21 protein-coding genes and 1 pseudogene are annotated in these 25,342 nt (G+C 63.9%); 15 read left to right on the forward strand and 7 right to left on the reverse strand.

Going from position 1 to position 25,342, the window contains the following annotated elements:
* The first annotated feature begins 2 nt into the window (after window positions 1-2).
* From AC5RVN_RS16790 to AC5RVN_RS16830, 9 genes are all read left to right on the forward strand, one after another.
* A complete protein-coding gene (locus AC5RVN_RS16790) occupies window positions 3-1,697 on the forward strand; it encodes a thiamine pyrophosphate-binding protein (protein WP_494138680.1) in 1,695 nt (564 codons plus the stop codon).
* Between the two features lie 256 nt (window positions 1,698-1,953).
* Window positions 1,954-2,433, forward strand: coding sequence for a MarR family winged helix-turn-helix transcriptional regulator (locus AC5RVN_RS16795; protein ID WP_494138681.1), 480 nt, complete (start codon window positions 1,954-1,956; stop codon window positions 2,431-2,433).
* Window positions 2,434-2,436: 3 nt separating this feature from the next.
* A complete protein-coding gene (locus tag AC5RVN_RS16800; protein WP_494138682.1) occupies window positions 2,437-4,071 on the forward strand; it encodes an MFS transporter in 1,635 nt (544 codons plus the stop codon).
* Between the two features lie 151 nt (window positions 4,072-4,222).
* Window positions 4,223-5,956, forward strand: a complete 1,734-nt coding sequence (locus AC5RVN_RS16805) for an ABC transporter ATP-binding protein (protein WP_494041273.1) — start codon at window positions 4,223-4,225, stop codon at window positions 5,954-5,956.
* Entirely contained in the window at window positions 5,953-8,031 is a 2,079-nt protein-coding gene (locus AC5RVN_RS16810; protein WP_494138683.1) for an ABC transporter ATP-binding protein, read from the forward strand. Before AC5RVN_RS16805 ends, AC5RVN_RS16810 begins: the two co-directional genes overlap by 4 nt.
* Before the next feature lie 149 nt (window positions 8,032-8,180).
* Complete coding sequence (locus tag AC5RVN_RS16815; RefSeq protein ID WP_494138696.1) at window positions 8,181-8,597, forward strand: acyl-CoA thioesterase; 417 nt, start codon at window positions 8,181-8,183, stop codon at window positions 8,595-8,597.
* A 120-nt stretch (window positions 8,598-8,717) separates the two neighbouring features.
* Window positions 8,718-8,951: a PLDc N-terminal domain-containing protein gene (locus AC5RVN_RS16820; protein ID WP_494041271.1), complete on the forward strand. Its 234-nt coding sequence runs from the start codon at window positions 8,718-8,720 to the stop codon at window positions 8,949-8,951.
* A gap of 70 nt (window positions 8,952-9,021) precedes the next feature.
* Window positions 9,022-11,253 carry an McrB family protein gene (locus tag AC5RVN_RS16825; RefSeq protein WP_494138684.1) on the forward strand — a complete coding sequence of 744 codons (2,232 nt, stop codon included), beginning with the start codon at window positions 9,022-9,024 and terminating at the stop codon, window positions 11,251-11,253.
* Window positions 11,254-11,302: 49 nt separating this feature from the next.
* On the forward strand, window positions 11,303-12,475 hold the full coding sequence (locus tag AC5RVN_RS16830; protein WP_494138697.1) for a 5-methylcytosine restriction system specificity protein McrC: 1,173 nt from the start codon (window positions 11,303-11,305) through the stop codon (window positions 12,473-12,475).
* Window positions 12,476-12,534: 59 nt separating this feature from the next.
* Here the strand turns inward: AC5RVN_RS16830 and AC5RVN_RS16835 are convergent, their stop codons facing one another.
* Window positions 12,535-14,190, reverse strand: a complete 1,656-nt coding sequence (locus AC5RVN_RS16835) for a sensor histidine kinase (RefSeq protein ID WP_494138685.1) — start codon at window positions 14,188-14,190, stop codon at window positions 12,535-12,537.
* A gap of 94 nt (window positions 14,191-14,284) precedes the next feature.
* On the opposite strand from AC5RVN_RS16835, the gene AC5RVN_RS16840 reads away from it, so the two are divergent.
* Window positions 14,285-15,052 (forward strand): response regulator transcription factor, encoded by a 768-nt coding sequence (locus AC5RVN_RS16840; RefSeq protein ID WP_494138686.1) that lies wholly within the window; start codon window positions 14,285-14,287, stop codon window positions 15,050-15,052.
* Here the strand turns inward: AC5RVN_RS16840 and AC5RVN_RS16845 are convergent.
* From AC5RVN_RS16845 to AC5RVN_RS16855, 3 genes and pseudogenes are all read right to left on the reverse strand, one after another.
* Window positions 15,025-15,435, reverse strand: a complete 411-nt coding sequence (locus AC5RVN_RS16845; RefSeq protein WP_494138698.1) for an Hpt domain-containing protein — start codon at window positions 15,433-15,435, stop codon at window positions 15,025-15,027. The genes AC5RVN_RS16840 and AC5RVN_RS16845 overlap by 28 nt on opposite strands.
* A gap of 410 nt (window positions 15,436-15,845) precedes the next feature.
* A complete protein-coding gene (locus AC5RVN_RS16850; protein ID WP_494138687.1) occupies window positions 15,846-16,292 on the reverse strand; it encodes a very short patch repair endonuclease in 447 nt (148 codons plus the stop codon).
* A 17-nt stretch (window positions 16,293-16,309) separates the two neighbouring features.
* Window positions 16,310-16,588, reverse strand: a pseudogene (locus AC5RVN_RS16855) (pyridoxamine 5'-phosphate oxidase family protein); the annotation flags it as partial.
* 496 nt (window positions 16,589-17,084) lie between these two features.
* Here AC5RVN_RS16855 and AC5RVN_RS16860 point away from each other — a divergent pair.
* From AC5RVN_RS16860 to AC5RVN_RS16870, 3 genes are all read left to right on the forward strand, one after another.
* Entirely contained in the window at window positions 17,085-17,507 is a 423-nt protein-coding gene (locus tag AC5RVN_RS16860) for a DUF6318 family protein (protein ID WP_494138688.1), read from the forward strand.
* Complete coding sequence (locus tag AC5RVN_RS16865; protein WP_494138689.1) at window positions 17,471-18,493, forward strand: hypothetical protein; 1,023 nt, start codon at window positions 17,471-17,473, stop codon at window positions 18,491-18,493. The genes AC5RVN_RS16860 and AC5RVN_RS16865 overlap by 37 nt, the downstream gene beginning before the upstream one ends.
* A 181-nt stretch (window positions 18,494-18,674) precedes the next feature.
* Window positions 18,675-19,745, forward strand: coding sequence for an alkene reductase (locus AC5RVN_RS16870; protein ID WP_494138690.1), 1,071 nt, complete (start codon window positions 18,675-18,677; stop codon window positions 19,743-19,745).
* A gap of 228 nt (window positions 19,746-19,973) precedes the next feature.
* Here AC5RVN_RS16870 and AC5RVN_RS16875 read toward each other — a convergent pair whose 3' ends face one another.
* The gene (locus tag AC5RVN_RS16875) at window positions 19,974-20,270 is read right to left on the reverse strand and encodes a hypothetical protein (protein ID WP_494041262.1); all 297 of its coding nucleotides are present in this window, start codon (window positions 20,268-20,270) and stop codon (window positions 19,974-19,976) included.
* A gap of 143 nt (window positions 20,271-20,413) precedes the next feature.
* Here AC5RVN_RS16875 and AC5RVN_RS16880 point away from each other — a divergent pair, with 143 nt between their 5' ends.
* Window positions 20,414-22,918: a Tex family protein gene (locus AC5RVN_RS16880; RefSeq protein ID WP_494138691.1), complete on the forward strand. Its 2,505-nt coding sequence runs from the start codon at window positions 20,414-20,416 to the stop codon at window positions 22,916-22,918.
* A 53-nt stretch (window positions 22,919-22,971) separates the two neighbouring features.
* Here the strand turns inward: AC5RVN_RS16880 and AC5RVN_RS16885 are convergent, their stop codons facing one another.
* Window positions 22,972-23,769 (reverse strand): ZIP family metal transporter, encoded by a 798-nt coding sequence (locus AC5RVN_RS16885; RefSeq protein ID WP_494041260.1) that lies wholly within the window; start codon window positions 23,767-23,769, stop codon window positions 22,972-22,974.
* Between the two features lie 103 nt (window positions 23,770-23,872).
* On the opposite strand from AC5RVN_RS16885, the gene AC5RVN_RS16890 reads away from it, so the two are divergent.
* Window positions 23,873-24,190, forward strand: coding sequence for a hypothetical protein (locus AC5RVN_RS16890; protein WP_494138692.1), 318 nt, complete (start codon window positions 23,873-23,875; stop codon window positions 24,188-24,190).
* Between the two features lie 17 nt (window positions 24,191-24,207).
* Here AC5RVN_RS16890 and AC5RVN_RS16895 read toward each other — a convergent pair whose 3' ends face one another.
* Entirely contained in the window at window positions 24,208-24,951 is a 744-nt protein-coding gene (locus AC5RVN_RS16895) for a YqjF family protein (protein WP_494138693.1), read from the reverse strand.
* Window positions 24,952-25,342 lie beyond the last annotated feature (391 nt).

Consider the following 25,342-nt stretch of genomic DNA (forward strand, 5'->3'; position numbering starts at 1 on the left):
GGATGATTGGTTCCGATCCGGGGATGGCAGCTCCGAGGAAAGGCACGGATGCCCGCAACGGCGGGGACCTCGTCGTCGAAACCCTTGAGGCGCTGGGCACGAAAACCGTCTTTGGCATCCCCGGCCAGCATGCACTGGGACTCTTCGACGCGATGGGCAGGGGCAACCTGCAGTTTGTGTCATCCCGGGTGGAGAACAACTCGGCGTTTGCCGCCGACGGGTACTCCCGCGCCACCGGTGAAGTGGGCGTCCTCTTCCTTTCCACCGGGCCCGGAGCCCTGACATCGCTGGCCGGGCTGCAGGAAGCCTACGCGACGGGGGTTCCCATGGTGGTGGTGGCCAGCCAAATCCCGCTCGAGGGCCTCGGCGCCCGGCGCAAGGGCATGCTGCACCAGCTCGATGACCAGAAGGCTTCGGCGGCCAACGTCACCAAGAGCCAGCGGCTGATCCAGCACGCATCGGGCATTCCGTCCGCGATCCAGGACGCATGGACCGAGGCGATTTCCTCGCCGCAGGGACCGGTATGGCTCGAGATCCCGCAGAACGTCCTGCTCGATCCGATCATGGTGCCGCCGGTGGAGGATGCCCTTGCTGAAGCTGCGGACAACCCGCCCCGGGTGGAACTGGTCCGCGAAGCCGTGAAATGGCTGCAGGCCGCGAAGCGTCCGGCCATTATTGCCGGCGGCGGCACACGGCGGGGCCGGGCCGAAAAGCCACTGCTCTCCATCGCGGAGAAACTTCGCGCCCCGGTGATCTGTACTCCTGGCGGCAATGGCGCTTTCCCCTGGAACCATGAGCTGTCGCTGCAGTCCTGGATCGAGGACCGCTACATGACCGATCTTCTGGAGGCCGCCGACGTCCTGGTGGTGGTGGGTTCGTCCCTCGGCGAAGTCACCTCCAACTACTTCACCTTCGAGCCGCGCGGCAGGATCATCCAGATTGACGCCGAACCCCGGGTTCTGGAGTCGAACCGCCCGGGGCTGGGGATCCGTGCTGACGCCGGGCAGGCCCTCGCCGCCCTCGACGAGGCGCTTGCAGCTGGAAGCGGAGCCACCCCCGACTGGCACGGCACCCCGCCCGAGGACCTGGTGAAGGAATCGCTGGCGAAGGTCCGCGCACGCCTCGGGGCCCAGGACCTCGGCAAGGAACTGAAGTTCATGGCCGACATCCGCGAAGCAGTCCCGGCGGACATGCAGACCTTCTGGGACATGACCATTTCGGCCTACTGGGGCTGGAGCTGCTGGGACGCCCGCGAAGGCCAGTTCCACTCCGCGCAGGGCGCCGGCGGGCTGGGCTACGGCTTCCCCGCAGCCATCGGCGCAGCAGTTGGACTGCAAACCGTGGGCAAGCCGGGCCGGGTCCTCGCGGTCTCCGGCGATGGCTCGTCGATGTATTCGATTTCCGAGCTGGCCACCGCCAAGCAGCACAACGTTCCGGTCACGTGGTTGATCGTGGACGATGGCGGCTACGGAATCCTGCGCGAGTACATGGTGGGTGCCTTCGGCAAGGCAACCGCCACCGAACTCGCACGTCCGGATTTCGTCAAACTCGCCGAAGCATTCGGCGTGCCGGCCGCAAGAGTTGCACCGGAGGACGTGGGGGAGGCGCTGAAGGCCGGCTTCGCAGCGGATGGGCCCAACGTCGTCGTCGTCGAAACCCTCCTGAAGATGTTTGCCCCCACCCACCTTCCCGAATAACCCGCCGGGCTCCCAGCCAGGCACAAACAGTCGAAGGCCCCGCAACACGAGTCCGTGTTGCGGGGCCTTCCTGGCAACCGCTCCGCCTGATGGGGGACAGGCGGAGAAGCTGACACCAACCTAATGGAAAGCATGCTTACTTTCAACCTGGGGCGGTTCTGACCCTTAGGGTTCCGACTTCGGGCTGTTAGTTTCCCAAAGCAACCATTCCCCTATATAGTTGCTTCAGGCAAACAAGTAGGGAGCGCCTGAAGCCATGGCAGTAGCACCGGATACAGCAGCGGATCTCGTGTACCAGATATTCGACCTCCAGCGGGCGGTGCGGTGCATTGCCACCGCCAGCGTGCGTGGGCAGGGCACCGGGATCGCGCTCCAGGGCGTCCTGCGCTTCGTCGGCGAAGGGGAATCCCGTGCCACCCGCCTGGCCGAGCGGTTGGGGGTGAGCGCCCCGGTCCTCAGCCGCCACATTGCCGACCTTGAAGAGCATGGGCTCGTGGTCCGCAGGCAGGATCCCGACGACGGCCGGGCCCAGTTGGTTGCCCTCACGCCCCTGGGCGAGGAAAGGCTCCGCCACATCGAGGAGCAGCGGACAGCTGTCCTGCAGGACTACCTGCGCACCTGGAGCGAGGAAGACGCGGGCAACACCGCGAAAATCCTGCACAAACTCACCGAATCACTTCTGCAATCAGCCCGGGCAAAGGCGGCCGGCACCTTCCAACCCATCCCTAGGAGCTGACCCATGGCAACCCAGACCGAAACAAGTAAAACCGCCGCCCCGGCGTTATCCGCCGCACCCCCAGGGACACCTCCGGAGATGTCCCACCGCCAAATCATGGAAGCCCTAACCGGGCTCCTGGCGGCCTTCTTCACGGCAATCCTCAGCAGCACCATCGTGGCCAACGCGCTGCCCACCATCATGTCCGATCTGCACGGAACGCAGACGGACTTCGCCTGGGTCATCACGGCCGCGCTGCTGGCCAACGCCGCCACCACCCCCATCTGGGGCAAGCTTGCAGACCTCTTCAACAAAAAGGTCCTGGTCCAGCTCAGCATCGTGGTCTTCGTGGCCGGTTCCGTGATGGCTGGGCTGTCCGAGACCATCCCGCTGCTCCTCGTGGCCCGGGTCATCCAGGGCGTCGCCATGGGTGGCCTCACCGCCCTCGCCCAAGCCATCATCGGCACCATGATCCCGCCGCGCGACCGTGGCAAGTACTCCGGGTACATGGGCGCGGTGATGGCCGTCGGCACCGCCGGCGGGCCGCTGCTGGGCGGCTTTATCGTGGACAGCCCGCTCGGCTGGCGCTGGACCTTTTTCGTCTGCGTGCCGCTCGCCGTCGTGGCACTGATCCTGCTGCAGGTCACCCTCAAGATCAGCCACGTCCGCCGGCCCGCCAAAATTGACTGGCTCGGGTCCATCCTGCTCACTTCGGGCGTTAGCCTGCTGCTGATCTGGGTCTCCTTCGCAGGCAACCCCGCCTACTACGACTGGATCTCCTGGCAGTCCGCCCTCATGGTGGGCGGCGGCGTCGTTCTGCTCGCGCTGCTGGTCCTGGTGGAATCCAAGGTTGAGCAGCCCATCATCCCGCTCAAGATCATCACCGAGCGCACCACGGCCCTGGCCATCGTCGCGTCCGTGGCTGTGGGTGTCGCGATGTTTGGTTCATCCACGTTCCTCGGCCAGTACCTCCAGGTTGCCCGCGGCGCGACCCCCACCGAGGCCGGGCTCCTCACCCTGCCCATGATCGCCGGAAACCTGGCCGGATCGGTGGCATCCGGCCTGCTGATCAGCCGCACGGGCAAGTGGAAGGGCTACCTGATTGCCGGTTCGGTCCTGCTGATCGGCGGACTCGGGCTGGCCGGCACCATGGACCACACCACGGAGCTCTGGCACGCAGGCGTCTTCACCGCGGTACTGGGCCTGGGCCTGGGCATGCTGATGCAGAACCTCGTCCTGGCGGTCCAGAACACGGTCCGGGCTGCGGACATCGGGACGGCCAGCGCATCGGTGGCATTCTTCCGGTCTGTGGGCGGCGCCATCGGCGTATCGGTTCTCGGTGCCGTCCTGGCCAACAGGGTCAGCGAACTTGCCACGCAGGGACTGACAGCAGCCGGAATTCCGGTGCAGGGAGGCTCCGCCGGCTCCAGCATGGACCTGGCCCACATGCCCGAACCCGTCCGTGAAATCATGCGTGCCGCCTATGGTGACGCCACCGCGGAGGTCTTCCTGATCTCCGCCGCGGTGACCGTTGTCGCGCTGGTATCCGTGCTGTTCATCAAAGAAAAGCCGCTGCGGCGCACGGTGGACATCCAGCCCCTGCAACCGGCGCCGGAGAAGGAAAGCACGACGCCGGTCCCAGCCTCCGCTGCCCGGTGAACCCCGGCATTACTCCTCCGGGATGTTCTTGTGCTGGGCTGTTTCACCGCCGGAAGGAGTTTCGTAGAGTTGGAGGGCTAACGGTGTCAGCCCCAGCTGGTACTACTTAAGCCCTCACCACTTCGCGCACTCTTCCAAAGGACCCGTGGGCATGCTCCTCACCCTTATACGGCGGTACTCCAGGCCGTACAAGCCATACATACTGGCAGTCATCGTTTTCCAGCTGGCGTCCACCATCGCGGCGCTGTACCTTCCCAGCCTGAACGCCCAGATCATCGACGAAGGGGTATCCCGCGGGGACACGGACTTCATCTGGCGCACCGGCGGAATTATGCTTTTGGTCGCCTTCCTCCAGGTGGGCACGGCCATTGCCGGCGTCTACTACGGATCCAAAACGGCCATGGCCGTGGGGCGCGACCTTCGGCGCGGTGTGTTCCGCAAAGTCACCAGCTTCTCCGCCAAGGACGTCAACACCTTCGGCGCGCCCACCTTGATCACGCGCGGCACCAACGACGTCCAGCAGGTCCAGATGCTCGTGCTTATGGGGCTGAACTTCATGGTGGCCACTCCCATCATGTGCATCGGTGGCATCATCATGGCCCTGCGTGAGGACATCAACCTGTCCTGGCTGGTCTGGGTCTCGGTACCCGTGCTGGTTGTGGTGGTGGGCTACCTGGTGGTACGCCTCATGCCTCTTTTCCGGGCCATGCAGAAAAAAATTGACCGCATCAACGGAGTCCTGCGTGAACAAATCATCGGCATCCGGGTGGTCCGCGCCTTTGTCCGCGAACCCTACGAAACCGAGCGCTTTGGCGAAGCGAACAAGGACCTGACGGACGTTTCCCTGAAGATCGGGGCCCTGTTTGTCCTGATGTTCCCCGCCATCGGCATGATCCTGCACTTGTCCACCGCCGCTGTGCTGTGGTTCGGCGGCCAGCGGGTGGACACAGGCGAAATGCAGGTGGGAGCACTCACCGCGTTCCTCCAGTACCTGCTGCAGATCCTCGTGGCCGTCATGATGGGCACCTTCATGGCCATGATGATCCCCCGTGCCTCGGTGTGCGCGGACCGCATCGGTGAGGTGCTCGACGTCGAACCCTCCATCCACGATCCCGAGCGGCCCGAGGCACCGGCCGCACTGGCCGGGGTGGTGGAATACCGGAACGTCACCTTCGCGTACCCGGGCGCAGAGTCGCCGGTGCTGAGCAATATCAGCTTCACCGCAAAACCGGGGGAGACCATCGCCATCATCGGTGCCACGGGGGCAGGGAAAACTTCGCTGGTGTCCCTGCTGCCGCGCCTCTACGACACCGTGGAAGGGGAGGTGCTCCTGGACGGAGTTCCGGTCAGCAAACTGGACCGGGCAGAGATCACCAGGCGAGTGGCACTGGTGCCGCAGCGGCCCTATCTGTTCTCGGGCTCCATCGAACACAACCTCCGCTTTGGCAAGACCGAAGCCACGGACCAGGAACTCTGGGACGCGCTTGAGGTGGCACAGGGCGCCGACTTTGTCCGGAACAAGAAAAACGGGCTGAACTCCCGCATTTCCCAGGGCGGAACCAACGTCTCCGGCGGTCAGCGCCAGCGCCTTTGCATCGCCCGCGCGCTGGTTACCAAGCCCCGGGTCTACCTCTTTGATGACTCCTTCTCCGCCCTTGACGTCGCTACCGACGCCCGCCTCCGGGCGGCGCTCAAGCAGACCACCGCCGACGCCACCGTCATCATCGTGGCGCAGCGCATCTCCACCATCACTGAAGCGGACCAGATCCTGGTGCTGGACAACGGCCGCATCGTGGACCGCGGCACCCATGGGCAACTCCTGGAAACCTCACCCACCTACCAGGAAATTGTTGAATCCCAGCTAAGCGTGGAGGAAATGGCATGAGCCCCCGCAGGAAAAACTCCGCTGACGTGCACGGCTCAACGGACGCCCCAGACCAGGCTGGGGCGGGCCTGATTGAGGACGGCGCGGTTGAGGACGAGGAACTCTTCGAAGAGGAATACAAGCCTTCCGAAGCTGACGGCGACATGTTCGGCGGCATGCCTGCCAAGAAAGCCGAACACTTCTGGCCGTCCGCCAAGCGGCTGATGGGACTGCTGAAGCCAGAGGCCGCGGGCATCTACGCCGTGGTCGCGATGGTGGTGGTCGCGGTGGTCCTGAACGTTATTGCCCCCAAGATCCTTGGCCAGGCCATGGACGTGATCTTCGGCGGTGTGGTTGGCAAGCAGCTCCCAGCCGGCGCCAGCAAGGAAGAGTTCGTGGCGGGATTGCGCCGGCAGGGGCAGGACAACTTCGCGGACATGATCTCCAAGATGGAGCTGGTACCGGGAAGCGGCATCGACTTCCAGAAACTCTCCTTCCTCATAGCTGCAGTGCTGCTGATGTACTTCGTAGCCAACATCTTCCTGTGGCTGCAGGGTTACGTCCTGAACCGCATCGTCATGAAGGTTATCCGCCGGCTCCGTGACGACACTGAACAGAAGCTCAACCGGCTGCCCTTGAACTACTTCGACACCCGCCAGCGCGGAGACGTCCTCTCCCGGGTAACAAACGACGTGGACAACATCCAGCAGGCGCTCCAGCAGGCGTTCGCCCAGCTGATCAACTCGCTGCTCACAGTCATTGGCATCGTGATCATGATGTTCATCGTTTCCTGGCAGCTGGCCCTCATTGCCCTCGTGGCACTGCCGCTGTCCGGCGTCGCCGCCGGGATCATCGGCTCACGCAGCCAGAAGCTTTTTGCCGCCCAGTGGAAAAACACCGGTTCCTTGAACGGCCAGATCGAGGAGTCGTTTTCCGGCCATGACCTGGTACGGGTCTTCGGGCGGGACGCCGACATGCTGGAACGGTTCGAGGAACGCAACGAGGCCCTGTACAAGGCCAGCTTCGGGGCCCAGTTCGTGTCCGGCATCATTTTCCCCGTGATGCAGTTCGTCTCCTACCTCAGCTACGTGGGCATTGCCGTGGTGGGCGGACTTCGGGTGGCTTCGGGCTCCATGTCCCTGGGTGACGCCACCGCCTTCATCCAGTACTCCCGCGAGTTCACCCAGCCGCTGGGTCAGATGGCCGGGATGGCCAACATGCTCCAGTCCGGCGTGGCGTCATCCGAGCGTGTATTCGAATTCCTGGACGCCGAAGAACAGGACTTGGAAACGGCCACCGAGCACCTTCCGGCCAAAACGAACGGGCACGTACAGTTCAGGAACGTCACCTTCAGCTACACGGAAGACAAACCGCTAATTGAAGACCTGTCCTTCAACGCTGAGCCGGGCCACACCGTTGCCATCGTTGGTCCCACCGGTGCCGGAAAGACCACCCTGGTCAATCTCGTGATGCGCTTCTATGAGCTCAATTCCGGATCCATCACCCTTGACGGGGTGGACATTACCCGGCTCAGCAGGTCCGAACTGCGTTCCAAGGTGGGCATGGTGCTCCAGGATGCCTGGCTGTTCGGCGGGTCCATCTACGAGAACATCCGCTACGGCAACCTGGACGCCACCAAGGAACAGGTCATGGCCGCGGCCAAGGCTACCTTCGTGGACCGCTTCGTGCGCGCCCTCCCCGAGGGCTATGACACGGTGATCGACGAGGAAGGCAACAACGTCAGCGCCGGCGAGAAGCAGCTCATCACCATCGCCCGTGCCTTCGTTGCCAACCCGTCGCTGCTGATCCTCGACGAAGCCACCAGTTCCGTTGACACCCGCACCGAGGTGCTGGTGCAGAAGGCTATGGCGGCGCTGCGCACGGACCGCACCAGCTTTGTCATCGCCCACCGGCTTTCCACTATCCGCGACGCCGACACCATTTTGGTGATGGAGAACGGCAGGATTGTGGAACAGGGCAACCACAAGGTCCTCCTTGCCGCCCAGGGCGCCTACCACCGGCTGTACATGTCCCAGTTCGCCGGCGCGAACGCCGGCGAACTGCCGGTGGACGATTCGACGGCGGTGCACAGTTGAGCGCTCAGGAGGCACTTGCGCGGGAGAACGCGGCGGTGCAGCACGGCGCACAAATACAGGAGGATTCCATGCAGCAGGATGCACGGGTGCAGGACGCCCCGCAAAAGCCGGACAGTGACGGCGGGCGGCGGATCGAGGTTCTGGTTCCCATGCGGTGGGGTGACATGGACGCTTACGGGCATATCAACAACGTCCAGATTGTCCGGATGCTCGAAGAAGCGCGGATTGGTGCTTTCGGGCCGCCGCGGGGAGCAGGACTGCCCGGTATCGAGCCCCATGTCTCCCTCTTCAATGACGTCCCCGACGGCACCATGGCGATGGTGGTGGACCATAAGATCCGTTACGTCAGAACCTTGGAGTACCGAAACATTCCGGCTGTGGTCCAGGTGTGGATCGGCGCCGTTAAGGGAGCAAGCTTCGATATCCATTACCTGGTCCAGGATCCCGTCACGGGGGAGGAGTGCGTGAAGGCCAGCAGCCACCTGGCCTTCGTTGACGAAACCACAGGGCGGGTCCAGCGCCTCACCCCGGAACAAAAGGAACGGATGGCGCCGTTCACGGCCTGAGCCGATATCACCGAGGTGTGGACGCGCTGCTCCGGAAACGCCCACTGGGGCGGGTGCAGCCATTGCACTGGAGAAGGGTGGCACCGGAAACTGAAAACCCACACCACAGAGGAGAAGACAATGGCCCAGAAAAAGACCTGGAAAGAAATGTCCCCGTCAGCGAAGGCCGGCACCATATTGGTAGGCATCGGGCAGGTGTCCCTCCTGGTTGCGGCGCAGCGGGACATTTCGAAGCGTCCGGCCGCGATGATCAACGGTCCGAAGGCTGCCTGGCGTGCGGCATCCTTCATCAACTTCATAGGGCCCGTGGGCTACTTCACCTTCGGCCGGAAGAAGCCCGGAGCGGTGTCGTAGCGGGGGTGAAGCCGCGGAGGCGCGGGCGGCTCTGAGCACCGGTTCAGCTTCACCCTGTAAATTTGAATTCATGACCCCCGCCTCCACTGCTGCCATGACCCGCGCCCTCGGCATCTCCAAGGAGATCGAGGACGCGGCGTGGTTCGTGCTTGGTCCGGGGCTCCTCGGCAAACCATCAGCACTTGATGGCCGCACCATGACCTGGACGTCCGAGGCCGCGGCGGAACTCCTGGAAAGGCTGGAACGGGGCACGCCGGATTCGAAGGCGCCCATGATGACGAACCTCCGGCAGAACCTCGACGGCGCGTCCCGGCAAGCAAAGCAGCTGGCCGTCGAACTGTTGTTCCTGCAGTCCCTGCCGCTGGCCCATGAGGTGAAGTCCCTCAAGGTCAAGCGCGCCCGCGTGGCCGAGGCCGCCTCCTGGCTCGAACCCCCGCTTGACCTGCCCGATGAGCTGTATGAGGGCCTGACGGACCATGGTGTCATCCGTGACCGGACGGCTGAGTTCAACTGGACAATCTGGGACCACCTGAAATGGCTGTGCCGTTTTGTGCAGCAGGTGGACCAGCAGCCTACCGCTGACATTGCCGCAGCACTGCAGGACCCGTTGCAGTTCCACCGCCTCGCCGCAGCCACGCCCGGCGACCAGCCGGCCATCCGCCGCAGCATCGAGTTCCTCACCTGGCCCAGCTACTTCGAGCCCGTCGTCGCGGATGTGGAACGCCAGGAGATCCGCGACGCCTTCGCCTCGCTGGTGGGCGGCGCGAAGGGCGACGCCGAGGAGGACGTCACCGCGGACATCCACCGCATCCGCCTGCACCTGGATGAGCAGGCCGGCCAGCGCATCGACTGGCACGCCCGCCAGCTCGTCAGCCAGTGGCGCAAAGTGGGCGACCCGGGCCGGCGGGCGTGGCTGCTGCGCACGCACAGCGACAACACCGAGCTGCTCACAGCCTGGCAGGGCGAGGAGAAGGTGACGCTCGACGTCGAGCATCTCCGCCTGCTGGATCCCGGCGTCACAGCGGGCCTGGTCCAGCACGCAGTGGACGAGGACTACAAGCACCTCGGCTACGTGGAGCGCGAGGACACCAAAACGGCGGTCTTTGCGTTCCTGACGGTCATGAAGCCCGGGGACTTGGTGCTGTACCAGCACTCGGGCGCCGTACGGCTCGGCGTGGTGCTGGGCGAGCCCGAACACAACGCGGACAACCGGCGGTTGCGCCGGAAGGTCCGCTGGTTCGATGAAGGCCACACCACCACGAACCTTCCCCGCCACGTCCAGCGGCAGCTGGCCACACCCGGAATCGTCGTCGACCTGACCCGCGTGGTGCAGGCCCTGCAGGCCCTGTTGCCGGCCGAAGCGGAAACAGAGCCCGACGGCGATGCTGAAGCGGCCGCCGTCGTACCTCCCGTCCAGGACGGCTTCCGTCCGCTGACCCGCGAGTTCGCAGACGCCCTGCACATGGAGCTGGAGCCGCTCCAGGAGATTGCCGAGCTGCTGGAGGAGAACCGCCAACTGGTCCTGTACGGTCCGCCGGGCACCGGCAAGACCTACCTGGCCAAGCACCTTGCCGCAGAGCTGGCGGACGACACCACCGACGAGCGGGTCAAACTCGTGCAGTTCCACCCGTCGTACGCCTACGAGGATTTCTTCGAGGGCTACCGGCCGGACAAAACCGACGAGGGCCAGGTCTCCTTCAAACTGGTGGCCGGCCCGCTCCGCCGGCTGGCTGAAGAAGCAGCCAAGCCGGGCAACGAAAAGAAACCGTACTTCCTCATCATCGACGAGATGAACCGCGCCAACCTGGCCAAGGTTTTCGGCGAACTGTACTTCCTGCTGGAGTACCGCGATGATCGGATTTACCTGCAGTACAGCCCTAACGAGCCGTTCACGCTGCCGGACAACCTTTACATCATCGGCACCATGAACACCGCGGACCGGTCCATTGCCATGATGGATGCCGCCATCCGCCGCCGCTTCGCTTTCATCGAGCTGCACCCGCAGACGGAACCGGTGAAGGGGTCCCTGCTCCGGTTCCTCGAGGCGCGCAGGTTGGACACCACCCCGGCGTTGCTGCTGGATGCCCTGAACAGCGCCATCGACGAGTGGGACCGGGACCTGATGATCGGCCCGTCGTACTTCATGAAGTCCGCCGCCCAAACTCCTGCCGGGCTGCGGCGCATCTGGAAGTACGAGCTGATGCCCCTGCTTGAGGAGCACTATCACGGCCAGCTGACCCGGGCGCAGCTGGAGGAACGCTTCGGACTGGACCGGTTGCTGGAACGCCTTGCGGGCCGGTGACCCCGGCGCATCCGTCCGGCATCTGGTGCTGGACGAACTGTCCCGTGGGATGGTGGAACGGCTGGACCCGGCCAGCGCCGCTTTCCTGAACTCCAGCGGTCTGGCCAAGGCGTCTCCGATGGGCCTCGGACTGTACCGCATCGAGCCGGTGGGGAAGGTGGGCTCGGTGCGGACTCCCACGGTGCAACTCGATGTCCGGCCTAAGGACCGGCTGGGGCTCAGCCGGCTCCTGTTCCTGCTCAGCTACGCCGGCGAACAGGGTTTCCGTCCGGATACCGTTGCGGCGCTGGAAGACAGCGAGCTGTGGAGCGCGCTCGCGGAGTCGCTGGCCCAGCTCGCCGAACGCGCACTGGGCCGCGGCGTCCTGCAGGGCTACCGGACCGTGGACGAGTCCCTCCGCACGGTGAAGGGCCGCATCCGGATCTCTGACCAGATCTCCCGACGGCCGGGGATGCTGGTGCCGCTCGAGGTGTCCTATGACGAGTTCAGCGAGGACATCCCCGAGAACCGCATCCTCCGCGCCGCATTGGAGCGGATGGGCCAGGTGCCGCGGGTCCGGCCGGAGGTGTTGAGCCGGCTGCGCCAGCTCAAGGGAAGGCTCGACGCCGTAACCCGCCTTCCAGCAGGCGCCCCGCTGCCGAGGTGGACGGCAACCCGGATGAACCTGCGCTACCACGTCGTCCTCCGCCTGGCAGAGCTGATCCTTCGCAACGCCTCGGCCGAAGCCGGCCAGGGCCAACAGCAGACGGCGTCGTTTGTAGTGGACATGGCACAGGTCTTCGAGGATTTCGTGGGCACGGCGCTGCGTGAGGCCCTGTCGCCCTACCCGGGGGAGCTGCGGCTGAAATACAACGCGCTCCTGAGCGAGGCGGTCCGGGACTCCGACCGGCTTTCCGTGCAGCCGGACGCCGTTCACCTCCTGGGCGGGCGTCCCGTAGTGGTCTTCAACACGAAGTACAAAGCTGCCTCCGACCTCGGCGCCTCCCTCACGGCCGACCATTACCAGATGCTGGCCCACTGCACCGCTCTGGCGGTCCCCACTGCATGGCTGGTGTACGCAGGAGCCGGCGAGGTTAAGCTGCGCCGCATCCTCAACACCGACATCGACATCGTGGAGTTCCCGCTGGACCTGTCCAGGCCGCCGTCGGAAATCCTCGCCTCCATCTCGGAACTGGCCCGGCAGTCCTGGGGCGAGGTGGTCCGGCAGGCGTCCGCGCGCTAGCCGGGCAGCGCCCGGAGGGCACCCGGGCCCTGCCTGCGGGGTTAGGGTCCGGGTGGGGACTACACCGGCACCCGGAACGTAAACGTGGTTCCCTTGCCCAGGTCGCTTTCCACTTCGATGGTCCCGCCGTGGGCCTCCACGATGGCTTTGCTGATCGGCAGGCCCAAGCCGACGCCAGGGATGGCTGTCCTGCGGACGCTGCTGGTGCGGAAGAACTTTGCGAAGACCTCGGAGGCGTCCTCGGGGCTCATGCCCATTCCGGTATCGCTGACCCGGCAGGCCAGGTGGCCGTCCTCCTGTGCCAGCGTGACCAGCACATTGCCGCCATCGGGGGAGTACTTGAGGGCGTTGGACACCAGGTTGTCCAAGACCTGGGAAATCCGTGCCCCGTCCACGTGTGCCTCCAACCGCTCCGGTGTATCAGCAGCCAGAACCACACCGGAGGCCGCCGCTTTCGGCATGGCGGAGGAGACGCTGCTGCGAACAAGATCAGCCACGTCAACAGTGTGCGGGGAGACGATCAGCTGTCCGTTGCGGCTGGACAGCAGATCCGATACCAGCGTGAGCAGCCGCTCCGAATTCCTCCGGATAATTTCCAGCATGTCCCGCTGGGATTCCTCCGGCTCATCGCTCAATAGAATTTCCACATACCCAAGGATTGATGTCAGTGGCGTGCGGAACTCATGCGAGACGCTGGAGACGAAGTCGTCCTTGGCCGCCAGCGCGTTGACCAGGTCCGTGACGTCGCTGAAGGCGATCACGGAGCCGGAGAATTTCCCGTCGGCGTCCTTCATTGCCCGGGCGGTGGTCACGAAGGCACGTTGCTCATTGCCTGAGCCAAGCCAGACAAGGTAATCGGTGAACGTTTCTCCCAGCACGGCACGGCGGACAGGGCGTTCCTGCACTGGAACCAGCGTTTTGCGGTCCGGTCCGTAAACGAGCAATTGGGACTCGTCCGGGTCCGCTATGTCCTTGGGCCGCGCCAGTTCGTGGTTTACCCGCTGCTTCCGGTTCATCAGCACGTCATGCCCGTCGGCGTCCACCGCCAGGACGCCCAGGTGGACGGTGTCCAAGACCGTATTCAACAGCGCTTCCTGGCGCTGGCTCGTCTGCAGGTTCGCCTGCAGCTGGGCGTCCTTATCCTCCAGCTGCCGCTGTTGCCGCATCATGCTGTGGGTCAGGACACTGACGGACACGCCGATGCCCAGCATAATCACGGGCAGGAGCAGGGCGCGGGTGAATTCCTGGGCTGTGGAGGCACCCTTAAGCAACAAGGGCACCCAGATGATGGCAAGCGGTCCCAAAAAGGAGAGCCACAGTGCAGCCCGCGGGTAATATCCGGAGGCACATAGCCAAATGACCGGGAACACCGAAAGCAAACCCAGGGTGGTCAGGCTTTCCTGCCCGCCCTCCCGGGCAAAACCGATGGAAATGAAGTCCAGCAGTGGAACGATGAGGAAGCTTGTATAGGGCAACCGCTCCCAAGGGGTGACGTAGCAGATGCCCATGATGGCAAGCTGTGAAATGACGAAGACGGCAAACAGGGGATTTTCAAGCGTGCCGGGAAAGAACGCCCACGCCAGGAACACGGTGAAGAGAGTCGTCACAAAGAGCGGCATCTGGCTCAGCGCTACCCGTTGCGTCAGCCGGAGCTCGTGAAAGGGCCGCCGAAAGAACCTTATCCGGCCGGACGACCACGCTACGGGCTTAGTCATGGCGTGGAAACTTGCGGGACAAGGTGTGTAAGGCCATATCAGCAGGATATCCGCAGCCAGCTATACTTCAGACGTTGGCTGCTGAGGGGACGCTATGAGTGATGCACGTGTCGGACTGGTTATTGAGGATGACCACGACATTCGGGAACTGGTTCGCACAGTGTTGACCCAGGCAGGCTTTGACGTGACCGTAGCGAGCAGCGGCGCCGAGGGCGTCCTGACGGCCAAAACACTCAACCCGGATGTCATCACCCTGGACCTCGGGCTGCCGGACATTGATGGTTTTGAGGTCTCCCGGCAGATCCGTGAATTCTCCGATGCCTATATCGTGATGCTGACGGCCCGCACTGAAGAGCTGGATACCCTCATCGGGTTGGAATCCGGCGCGGACGATTACCTCACCAAACCGTTCCGGCCCAGGGAGCTGCGCGCCCGCATCGCTGCGATGATGCGCCGTCCCCGTTCCGTCCCGGAGTCGTCAGACGCAACAGATGCCGAGGCATCAGCGGACGCCCTGGCGCACCCCGAACGTGGGAACTACAGCCATAACGGGCTGGAGTTAAGCTATGCATCCCGTACGGTGACCGTGGACGGCGCCGAGATGAACCTGACCCGCACTGAGTTCGAGCTACTGCACGCACTGCTGGAAGCAGGCAGGACTGTCCGGACCAAATCGGACCTGGTGCGTCGGCTGCGGGACGAGGACTACGACGTCGGGGGTTACATCAGCGAAGCGGACGAACGGTCCGTCGAGGTGCATATGGGGAACCTGCGCAAGAAACTGGGGGATTCGCCGCAGAAGCCGCGATGGCTCCAGACGGTTCGCGGTGTGGGCTACAGGCTGGCTCCGGGCGAACACTGAGTCTGCAGTCTGTCCATCGTTTGCCCGCTGCACCGGCTGATTGGTCGGAGGAACGTTTTAGCAAGCCTGGGCAGGACGACGGCGGCATCATCGTTAAGCCCTTCAGTCCGGATTTCGCCCTCCAGGGCTGTCGCCAGGCCTGCGAGCCGCTCGGCGCCCACCATTTGGCTGGATGTCTTCAGGCTCAGCACAGCGTCGACCGAACCGTCCAGGTCGCCAGAGGTCAGGGCGAGCCTCAGGCGGCCGATGCGATGGGGTAGGTAGTTGATGAAGTTGCCAACAAAAACCCGGCAGTAGCCCTCGTCCTCCCCGAGATCCTCACGAAGCCGGTCCAGGACTGTATGGTTCACCAATGGCCAGCCGGAGTCGTCGGACGGGGTCATCGCTGTCCTTTCGGCTGTGGTCTTCCACTCCGGAAACCGGTGGATTACGTGGGGCATTGGCTCCTTCTCAGATTAGGGCTGCTTCGCCTGCTCACGACGGGTCCGCAGGAGAATTGTGGCTTTCTTGATGAGGCTGTAAGTACAGCCCTGTGCCCGACTTTGCTGCCCGGCCCTTCGTTATGGTCACATGGTTCCGCCTGCAGCAGGAGCCCCACGTGCGTCATCAACAGCGCGTCCTGGCCCGGTTTACCGTTTTGTGCGGCCCCCTTGGCTCGCCGCAGTTAGCTGGCCGCTGCTCCGGACCCTTTCGTGCTGCAGTCCTCCAAGTGGGACAACGAAGTCATCCTTCCGGGCCGATATCAAGAGCTACCGGGGTAAAGGCAAAAGATCGCCTCAAGAATGCTCCCTGTTCAGGCCCGGGCCGGAGGGAGAGGGGCGGCACCAAGAAACTGCACCAGCTGGGCTTCCAGCGCCGAGCCGTCCTTGAGCTCACATTCCCAAACGGTGAGCACCTCCCAGCCGGCGTCCTCCAGCAGGCGGCGCTGGCCCGCGTCGCGCTCCTTGGTGCGTGAACGCTTGGCTGCCCAGAACTCGGCGTTCGCTTTGGGCGCGTGCAGGCCCACCCGGCAGTTGTGGAAATGCCAAAAGCAGCCGTTGACGAAGATGACTTTGCGGCGGCCCGCGAAGACAAGGTCCGGATTGCCCGGCAGGCGGGTTCCGCCCGTGCGTCCGTGCAGGCGGTATCGGTATCCCTTTGCGTGGAGGAGGCGGCGGACCAGCAGCTCGGGCTTGGTGTTTTTGCCGCGGATCCGGGACATGTTCCAGCTGCGCTGCTCCGGGCTCAGCTTGTCCGCCATGCTTCCAGTCTAGGTTCCTAGAAACCGCGCTCCGGCTGGTCCCCGAGCTGGAAATGGCGCCCGGTCACCGATGTGGGTTCGATTTCGACGTAGAAGTCCTTGAGCGTGGGCACCCACGACTTCAGCCCCAGCTCCTCCACGGAGGCGAGTTCGGCCGAGTTGCTCAGGACCCGGGCTTTGCCCCGAAGGACCACGGACCACGCCTCGTCCGAGAGGATGCCGTCGGCCTCGAAAAGCACTGCTGAGTTTATGGTCAGCTGGGCGAGCTTGTTGCCAGGAGCAGTACGCAGGTACAGCATGCCGCCATTCTTCTGTGTCCCTTGGGAAAGTTCCAGGGGCTCGACGCGTTCATTCGTCGTGACCAGCTTGAGTCAACGCCGCGGAGGACTGCTTACGAGTCGGCTTCTTCTACAACGTTCTCCGAGACAAGTGGGTGGTGAATGGAGGGGCCTGCACCTGTGGATAAGTCTTATCGCTGAAATGTGAGGTGGGCTACCCTTAGATCACTGTCCGGAGTATGCCGTCTTGAAACTACGGGGGGATTAGCGGCCCATGACATCGCATAACGTATTCGCATCCAGATTGAAGCGTCTTGGCGGTGTCGCCACAGTGCTCGCCGGAGCGTTGGTGCTGGCTGGGTGTGCGGGCGGAGCGCCTGCAGATCCCGGCGCCGTATCCCCGACTGCTGCACAGTCAGCCTCCTCCAGCCCTTCGGCCACTCCGACGGCGACACCAAGCGCCGCCTACAAACCCGCCGACGCATCCGGCCCCGCCCAAAACGTCCCCGTTCCCGTGCTGCCCGAAGTGGCAAAAACGGAGACGAAGGAAGGGCTGGAGGCGTTTGCTCAGTATTGGTTCAAGCTCCTGAGCTTCGGTTACGAAACAGGTGAAACCGAGGGGGTATCTGCGATAACAAGTCCCAGTTGCACAATGTGTGAACGAACGAAGCAGATACAGAACGGGTGGCACGAGGACGGTCGTTGGCTAGTGGGCGGAAGGATAAGCACGCCTACTGTAAATACCACTTTTCATAAAGGACCAGATGGCCAGTATCAGGTGGCAGTGCAGGTTTCCCAAGAAGCTCTGAGCTACTACAACGCGGACGGTTCGCTAGATAGTACTGACCCTAAACCAGCAGACTCAGGAAGCCTGATGTTTGTGGTTTTTCGCGATGGTGAATGGTTCGTGAACACCGTCGAACCGATCGCTGGCTGAAAGTGAGCGGCGTTCTGCTTCGCTGCATGCTGGGATTCCTAGCGGTCATGCTGGTCCTTTCTGTAACAGGAATGTCCGGCTTTGGGAACGTTAGCTATGAATTCATCGTCCGCACCAGCGATAAGAAATCGGAGCCTCCACAAGCGTCGCCACCAAAAGGCGTATGGTCAAGTACGGGGACTGACATCATTGGTTGGGCCCGGGACTCGCATAGTGGGGATTTTTCTCAATTAGCCCCGGGCTCTGCAAATACCGACCCCAACGAATACAAGTACGAGCTCCAATGCCACCTTGGCGGGGGTGATTTCGATACTCCGTGCCTCGCCCGGCAGATTGAATGCAACGATGGCCCGGAGGGCGAGGAGGGTATTCCCGTCATCTGGCTGTCAAGGCCCCGCGGGGTTCCCGGCGCTGTGTGGGCCCACCACTCGGGCCCGACCTGCCTTTACGATGCTCAGCCGGAAGACCTGCTGCCGCGAATTGCCGCGGACATTCAGCGGCAGTTCGAAAGCCTGCCCGTGAACGCCGGAACGGTCGTTGCCCAACCCAGCCCCCACACGCTAAGGGGTGCCGAAACAAACTTCTATGCCGAAGCAGTTGAACAGCAGTTCGACGTCACGATGTTCGGCCAGCAGGTGCACATTGTGGCCACTCCGGTCCAGTACACCTGGAACTACGGCGACGGCACTGTCTTCGGTCCGCAACCGTCTATGGGAGGCCCGCTGCCGCAGGACCGGTGGGGCGAAAAGACGAGGACGAGCCACGCTTACGGAACTACTGGCGACTTCCAAATCGTGCTGACCACCACCTTCCAGGGAACTTACTCGGTAAACGCAGGCCCTCCGCTGCCCATCCCCGGTCAAGGCCAATTCAGTGCACCACCTCAAACCATCAGCGTCTGGCGGTCACTGACTCGGAACTATGCCGACGATTGCAACGTGAACCCGCAAGGGCAGGGCTGCCCGGGCATCGGGGCGCCGCGCTGATCTCCTTGCGTTGCCGGACGGGCGCGCCGACGGGTGCGATACAACATCCGCCGGTGCCAACACGCCATCTGCGGTGGGTCGGGACGGCACGCTACGGGTGTGATCCGCGCCGCATCCGGAATAGTTGCAGGTGCCTCCCAGTTGGGCCAGACAGTACGTCGAATACTTCGAAAGGACGCGCATGCTGTTTTCCCCTCTGGCCCTTGGTGAACTTGAGCTCCCGAACCGACTGGTGATGGCGCCCCTGACCCGGCTCCGCGCCGGAGAGGATGGTGTTCCCGGACCCCTCATCGCGGAGCATTATCGCCAGCGCGCTTCGCTTGGCCTGATTGTCAGCGAAGGAACCTACCCCAGCCAGGCAGGCCGTTCCTACCCCGGCCAGCCCGGCATCGTCACTGAGGAACAGATGGCCGGCTGGAAGAAGGTCACCGACGCGGTCCACGCCGAAGGCGGCCGGATGTTCGCCCAGGTTATGCATGGCGGCCGGGTCTCGCACCCCGACATCACAGGCGGCAACACCATCGTCGCCCCCAGTGCAGTAGCTATTGAGGGCGACGTTCGCACCCCCTCGGGCAAACAGCCCTACCCCGTGCCGCACGCACTCACCACGGACGAACTGCCTTTGGTGATTCAGGAATTCGTGGCCGCCTCGCTGAACGCCATAGAGGCAGGGTTCGACGGCGTGGAGCTGCACTCGGCCAACGGCTACCTCCTTCATGAGTTCCTGGCACCGAACTCCAACATCCGCACGGACAGCTACGGTGGTTCCCCGGAGAACCGGGCTCGTTTCGTCATTGAGGCGGTCAACGCGGTTGTGGCAGCGGTGGGAGCCAACCGGGTGGGTATCCGTATCTCGCCGGAGCACAACGTCCAGGGCATTGCGGAGGTTGACGCCGCAGATGTCCGGGCAACCTATGAGGTGCTGGTGGACAGCATCGCCCCGCTGAACCTCGCCTACCTCAGCATCCTGCACCACGAACCGGCCGGCGAACTGGTCCAGGACCTACGCGCCCGCTTCGGCGGCACCTTCCTGGTCAACACCGGGTTCAGCGTCGTCACCACCCGGGAGGAAGCGGCTGCGCTGGTGGCCGACGGCCACGCTGACGCTGTGGTGGTGGGCCGTCCCGCCATCGCCAACCCCGACCTGGCACGGCGGTGGAACGAGAGCCTGCCGCTGAACGAGCCCGACCCCTCCACCTTCTACGCCGAAGGCGCCAAAGGCTACACAGACTACCCGGCCTACGCCGGCTAATTGCCCTTCAACGCGATTACGCGATAACAACGACGGCGGCACCCGGCCTGGGTGCCGCCGTCGTTTGCTGTCCGGTGTGCTGTCCCGGCAGCGGGCGCCGAACGCCATCCGACGGCCTTCGGCTACTGAAGTTGGCCCACCGGGCTCCACTGGGGTCCCGGCGGTGATCGAATGCTACTCCAGCAAATGGAGTTTTACTAGGGGCGGGTCCAGCGACAGCAGGAAGTGCTAAAGAAGCGCCTCCCGGCCGGTTCCTTCTGTCATCACGAGCTTGCCGTCCTCGATGGATACAAGCACGCTTTTGGGCTTTCCACTGACCTTCGTGATCGCCTTTAGGCCCTTGTTCGTCACTTCAACTCCGACGTGCGCGCCCTTTGCCGGCAGCTCCACGGACACCTCGGACGCGATGCCGAGTATCGGATTTGTGGAAACGTCCAAGTCCCGCCGCGCCTGCTTGCCGTTCACCGTCACGGTGATGTTCGCTTCCTCGAACCCCTCCTGAAACACAATAAGCAGTTCCCGCATGATGCCCTCTTCCTCGAGCGATGGGTGCCTTGTGACGGTATTCCAACTACAGCACTTTGCGGGCGGCAGCGGAATAGCCAGCTCCCAGGCGGCAGCGTTAAGCGCCAGTGGAGCGGGCCAAGCGCTTAGGGCAAGATGTTCTGGTGACCCAACTGCCGCATGCTCCTTCCCCTGCACCGTCCGCACCCAGCAAAAGGGAGGACGGAATCTATAGCCAGATAGCAGCCGAACTGGGTGTCAAAGCCTGGCAGGCGAAAGCAGCGGTGGAGCTGCTCGACGGCGGCTCCACGGTCCCCTTTATTGCCCGGTACCGCAAGGAAGCCACCGGCACGCTGGACGACACGCAGCTCCGCGACCTCGATGAGCGCCTGCGCTACCTCCGGGAGCTGGAGGATCGCCGTCGTACGGTGCTCGACACCGTTGCATTGCAAGGCCAACTCACCCCCGAGCTGCAGAAAGCGATCCTCGCTGCTGATACCAAGTCCCGGCTCGAGGACATCTACCTGCCCTTCAAATCCAAGCGGCGGACCAAAGCACAGATGGCCCGTGAAGCCGGCCTGGAGCCGCTGGCCGACGCGCTGCTGAAACGGCCGGAGCTTCACCCGGACCGTGAGGCCGCCAAGTACCTCAACCCTGAGCACGCCGTTGGTGATGCAACTGCCGCGCTCGCCGGTGCTAGGGCCATTCTCGTGGAGCGGGTTGCGCAGGATCCCGACCTCGCCGCAACCCTGCGCGAGCGTCTTTGGACACAGGGCCGCATGGTGTCCCGCGTGAAGAAGGGGAAGGAGACCGAGGGGCAGAAGTTCGCTGACTACTTCGAGTTCGCGCAGGCCCCGGCGGGTATGCCGTCGCACCGGGTATTGGCTTTGCTGCGCGGCGAGAAGGACGGCGTCCTTGAGCTCGATCTCGCCGAAGCAGACCCTACAGACGACGCCGCCCTTGCCGCCGCGCGTTCCCGGTACGAGTCAGCGGTGGCCAGGTGCCTTGGGGTCGCCGACCGCGGACGTCCCGCTGACAGCTGGCTAATGGAAACGGCGCAGTTGGCGTGGCGGTCGCGCGTGCTCGCGCGGTTGACGGCCGATCTTCGGGGCAAGATGTTCGCCGCCGCAGAGGACGAGGCCGTCCGCGTTTTCGCCGCCAACCTTCGGGACGTGCTGCTGGCAGCACCTGCCGGGAACCGGGCGACGCTGGGACTGGACCCTGGGCTTCGGACCGGCGTCAAGGTAGCAGTGGTGGACGGCACCGGCAAGGTTGTGGCAACGGACACGGTCTACCCGCACGCGCCGGCCAGGAAGTGGGACGAGGCGCTGGCAACGCTGGTACGGCTGGTACGGCAGCACACCGTCGAACTGGTGGCCATTGGCAACGGAACCGCGTCCCGGGAAACGGATAAGCTCGCCGCTGAACTGATAAAGCGTCTGCCGGACGTGGAGCGCAAGCCGCAGAAGCTTGTGGTTTCTGAAGCCGGGGCATCCGTCTACTCGGCTTCAGCCCTCGCCGCGGCCGAATTGCCGGGGATGGATGTGTCTCTCCGCGGGGCAGTGTCCATTGCCCGCAGGCTGCAGGACCCCCTTGCCGAACTGGTAAAGATTGATCCGAAGTCCATCGGCGTTGGCCAGTATCAGCACGACGTGACGGCATCGAAGCTGGACCGCAGTCTGGACGCAGTCGTGGAGGACTGCGTCAACGCCGTTGGGGTCGACGTCAACACTGCTTCGCCCGCGCTGCTTAGCCGGGTTGCCGGCGTCGGGCCGCTGCTGAGTGAAAACATCGTGGCGTACCGCAACGAGCACGGGCCCTTCACAAAGCGGGCCGAACTGAAGAAAGTGCCGCGGCTCGGAGCCAAAGCGTTCGAGCAGTGCGCCGGCTTCCTCCGGATCACCGGGGGAGCGGAGCCGCTGGACGCGTCCAGCGTGCACCCGGAGTCCTATGCGGTGGCCCGGAAGATCCTGGTTGCCGCCGGTTCTGCTCCCGCATCATCGCTGGACCCACGGGAGTTTGTTGACGATACCGTTGGGCTTCCCACGGTGCAGGACATCCTGGTGGAGCTGGACAAACCGGGGCGGGACCCGCGTCCCGCCTTCGAAGCTGCCGCCTACTCGGAGGGGATTGAGAAGATCTCCGACCTCAAGCCGGGGATGGTTCTGGAAGGGACCGTGACAAACGTTGCAGCGTTCGGGGCATTCGTGGATGTGGGCGTCCATCAGGACGGACTGGTCCACGTCTCGGCGCTGGCGAACCGTTTTGTGTCAGACCCGCGTGAGGTGGTGAAGTCCGGGCAGGTGGTCCGGGTGAAAGTGCTTGAGGCAGACCCCGATCGTAAGCGCATCTCCTTGACGCTGCGGCTTGAGGATGAACCTACTTCGGGTGCCGCTGGTTCCGGTGCCACGGCTGCCGGAAAGCCTGGCGGCCGGCCGCAGAACCAGGAGCGCGGGGGGAAAGACCAGAATGGCCGGCGCGGCGGCAGCCCCGGTGCCGGACAGGGCGCCGCCAGGGGGTCGGAACGGGGGGTTGGCCAGGAGCAGGGACGAAAGGGTGGCAAGCCGGCACGCAGCGCCCCGGCGGCTGGCCGCGGTTCTGCTTCCCAGGCGGCCCCTGTAGATACCGCGATGGCTGAAGCGCTGCGCAGGGCGGGGCTCGGCAAGTAGCCGGACTGGAGGCTGGCGATTGCGTGGCCAGGTGGGGGTGCGGCAGCTGCGCCTTAGGCCAGTGACAGCACGAACGCGAGGATGAATCCTGCGGCCGTGCTCAGGGCGACGGCCGGGCCGCCGTGTTCGTATGCTTCGGGCATTAGGGTGTCCGCGAGCGATGCGATCACGGCGCCGGCGGCAAAAGCCAGGGGGATGGAGATGGCTTTCGGGTCTGTTCCGGACAGCGGTCCCGCACCCACTACGACGGCGATCACCAGCAGGGCCGCACATGCCAGCCAGAGTCCGAGGATGCTTCCGGTTGACCGGCCTTGGCTGCGCATGGATGCCGAACCTACCAGTGCTTCCGGGAAATTTGAGACAAAGATGGCCGCGAGGAGTGCTAAACCGCCGGTTCCTTCACCAAGCGCGATTCCGAGGGCAACGTTCTCCGGCACACCGTCAAGGGTTACTGCTGCCAACAGCGCCAGGCCTGCTGCTCCACGCGTTGATGCAGCTGTGGGCGCCTTATCGCTGGCAGCTGCATCGGTGTCCAGCTTGGCGCTGCCCTGGAGCTCGTCTGCAGGAGTGGCCTGTTTGTCGTCGCCTGCTTGGGCCCATCGGTCCAACAGGGCACTGAGGACCGTGAACACTACTGCCCCGCCCATTAGACCGACGGCCGCGCGGACGATCCCGCCGTGTTCGTAGGCGTCCTCGAACAGTTCGAAAGCGAGTGCTGTAATCAGGGCACCTGCGGCGAAGGCGAGCAACATGGCCAAGAGGCGCTTGGGAAGTTCGAAGCGGACACCGATGAAAGCACCCAGGACCAAAGCACTGGATGCTATGACGCCGAACCACAGCGACATCATCATGCCGCAAGTATAGGAGCAGGTCCTTGACGTGGGAATACTTAACCGGCCCGCGATGCGGTGGGCGCACTTTCCGTGATGAGGGGGTTTCTGCAAAGGTGGGTTCATGACCTTTTTCCTGGAGTACACGATTCCTGCCGCCGACGACGCCGAGTTTGAGTTCCCGCACGATGAGATCAACTCTGGTACCACCATTCCGCTGACTCAGACCAGTGCAGATGTTGTGCACACTCCCGAGCTGCCAGCGCGAACCGGCATCATCGGGGCTACTGTTCCCGAGGCTAAGCTGGAGGCGGAGCAGTTGATCACCCACAGCCGTGCAACTGAGGCATCCTTGTACTTCGACCCGTCCAACTCCCTGAACGCCGGGGTTGGGAACCTTCTGGCAACGTTCAGTAAAGGCCGCGGCTGGCAGGACGTTTAGCGAACCTTCGGGGTCAGTTATCGGCCCACGAACCGGGGCCGGCCGAATTGGGTCCGGACCCCGGGCGAGTACAGTACGGAATCCGGCGGGCCAGCCACTTCCATCCCTGCGGCTCCAAGCAAACCATCTTCTAGTTCGAGCACGTCTGCAACGTACAGGGGCCACGGTTCGTGGGTGTTCGGGATATAGACCGTACGGCCCCTGAAAGTGCTGTGCAGCCCGAAGCGCGCTGTCAGATGAATGGACAGTGGATCGTCCGCAGGCGTGCCAAGATCCGGCGCAGCACGGAAAATGCTGCTGGCGCCCTGCCTGAACCTGCGGACTGAGTAGCTGGTAACTGGGGCCAAAGCCGACGGCGGCGCGTAACCGGTGCGCGACCAAACATAGGGTATGCCCGCCGCCCGAGCGGCCAGGACCACGGGCAGCCGGTTTGCGTCCAGGCTTAGAAAAACCACACCACGCGTGCCGTCGGACTCCCTGGAGTAGAGGCGGACATTGACCTCAGTGAAATTTCCCAGGTGCGGGATGCCTGGTCCCCGTCCTATGCCCGCCTCCTTCATGCGGAAGCCGATAAGGCCGGCCCAGGAGGTTCCGTCGAAGGTATCCGGCTGAACGCCCCGGGGCATAAAACGGGCTGCAACGGGTTCCGGAATGCGCCAGTGCAGGAAAACGGCATCTATCCATCGCTGATCCATGATGACAGGAAGAGGCAGTTCCTCCGGCAGTGGCCACCGTAGCGCCCTGTTTAGGTGTTGGTTCATCGCCCGCTCCTGCCAGTGCTCGAGTACCCCGGGAAAGCCGGCCGACGCCGTGAAGGTGGTTCGGGGGAACCAGCCTTAGCACGGCGGACGTCATGCTGTGAAGCCTAATGGAGGTGATCAAAAGGAAGCAGTGCCTTCCCGCAACCGAGAATACTGGCTTGCGGGCGTGCGCCCACGGGCGGCAGGTCGGTCCTTGCAGCCGCTCGGGCTCCCCGGGGACGAGGCTGTTTACGCAGCATCCCCAGTTGGGGTCCATCTTCATTCCCGCGCGGTGGTGTTTGTTTCGGTGGTGGCTTGGGGTGGTGGGGGTGGTTTGAAGTAGTGGTTTTGTTGGGGTTTTTGGTGGGGGTCGAGGTGTTTTGGGGGTGTGTACCAGGGGGTGCCGTTGATG

This window comes from Arthrobacter sp. sptzw32 (genome assembly GCF_059089735.1).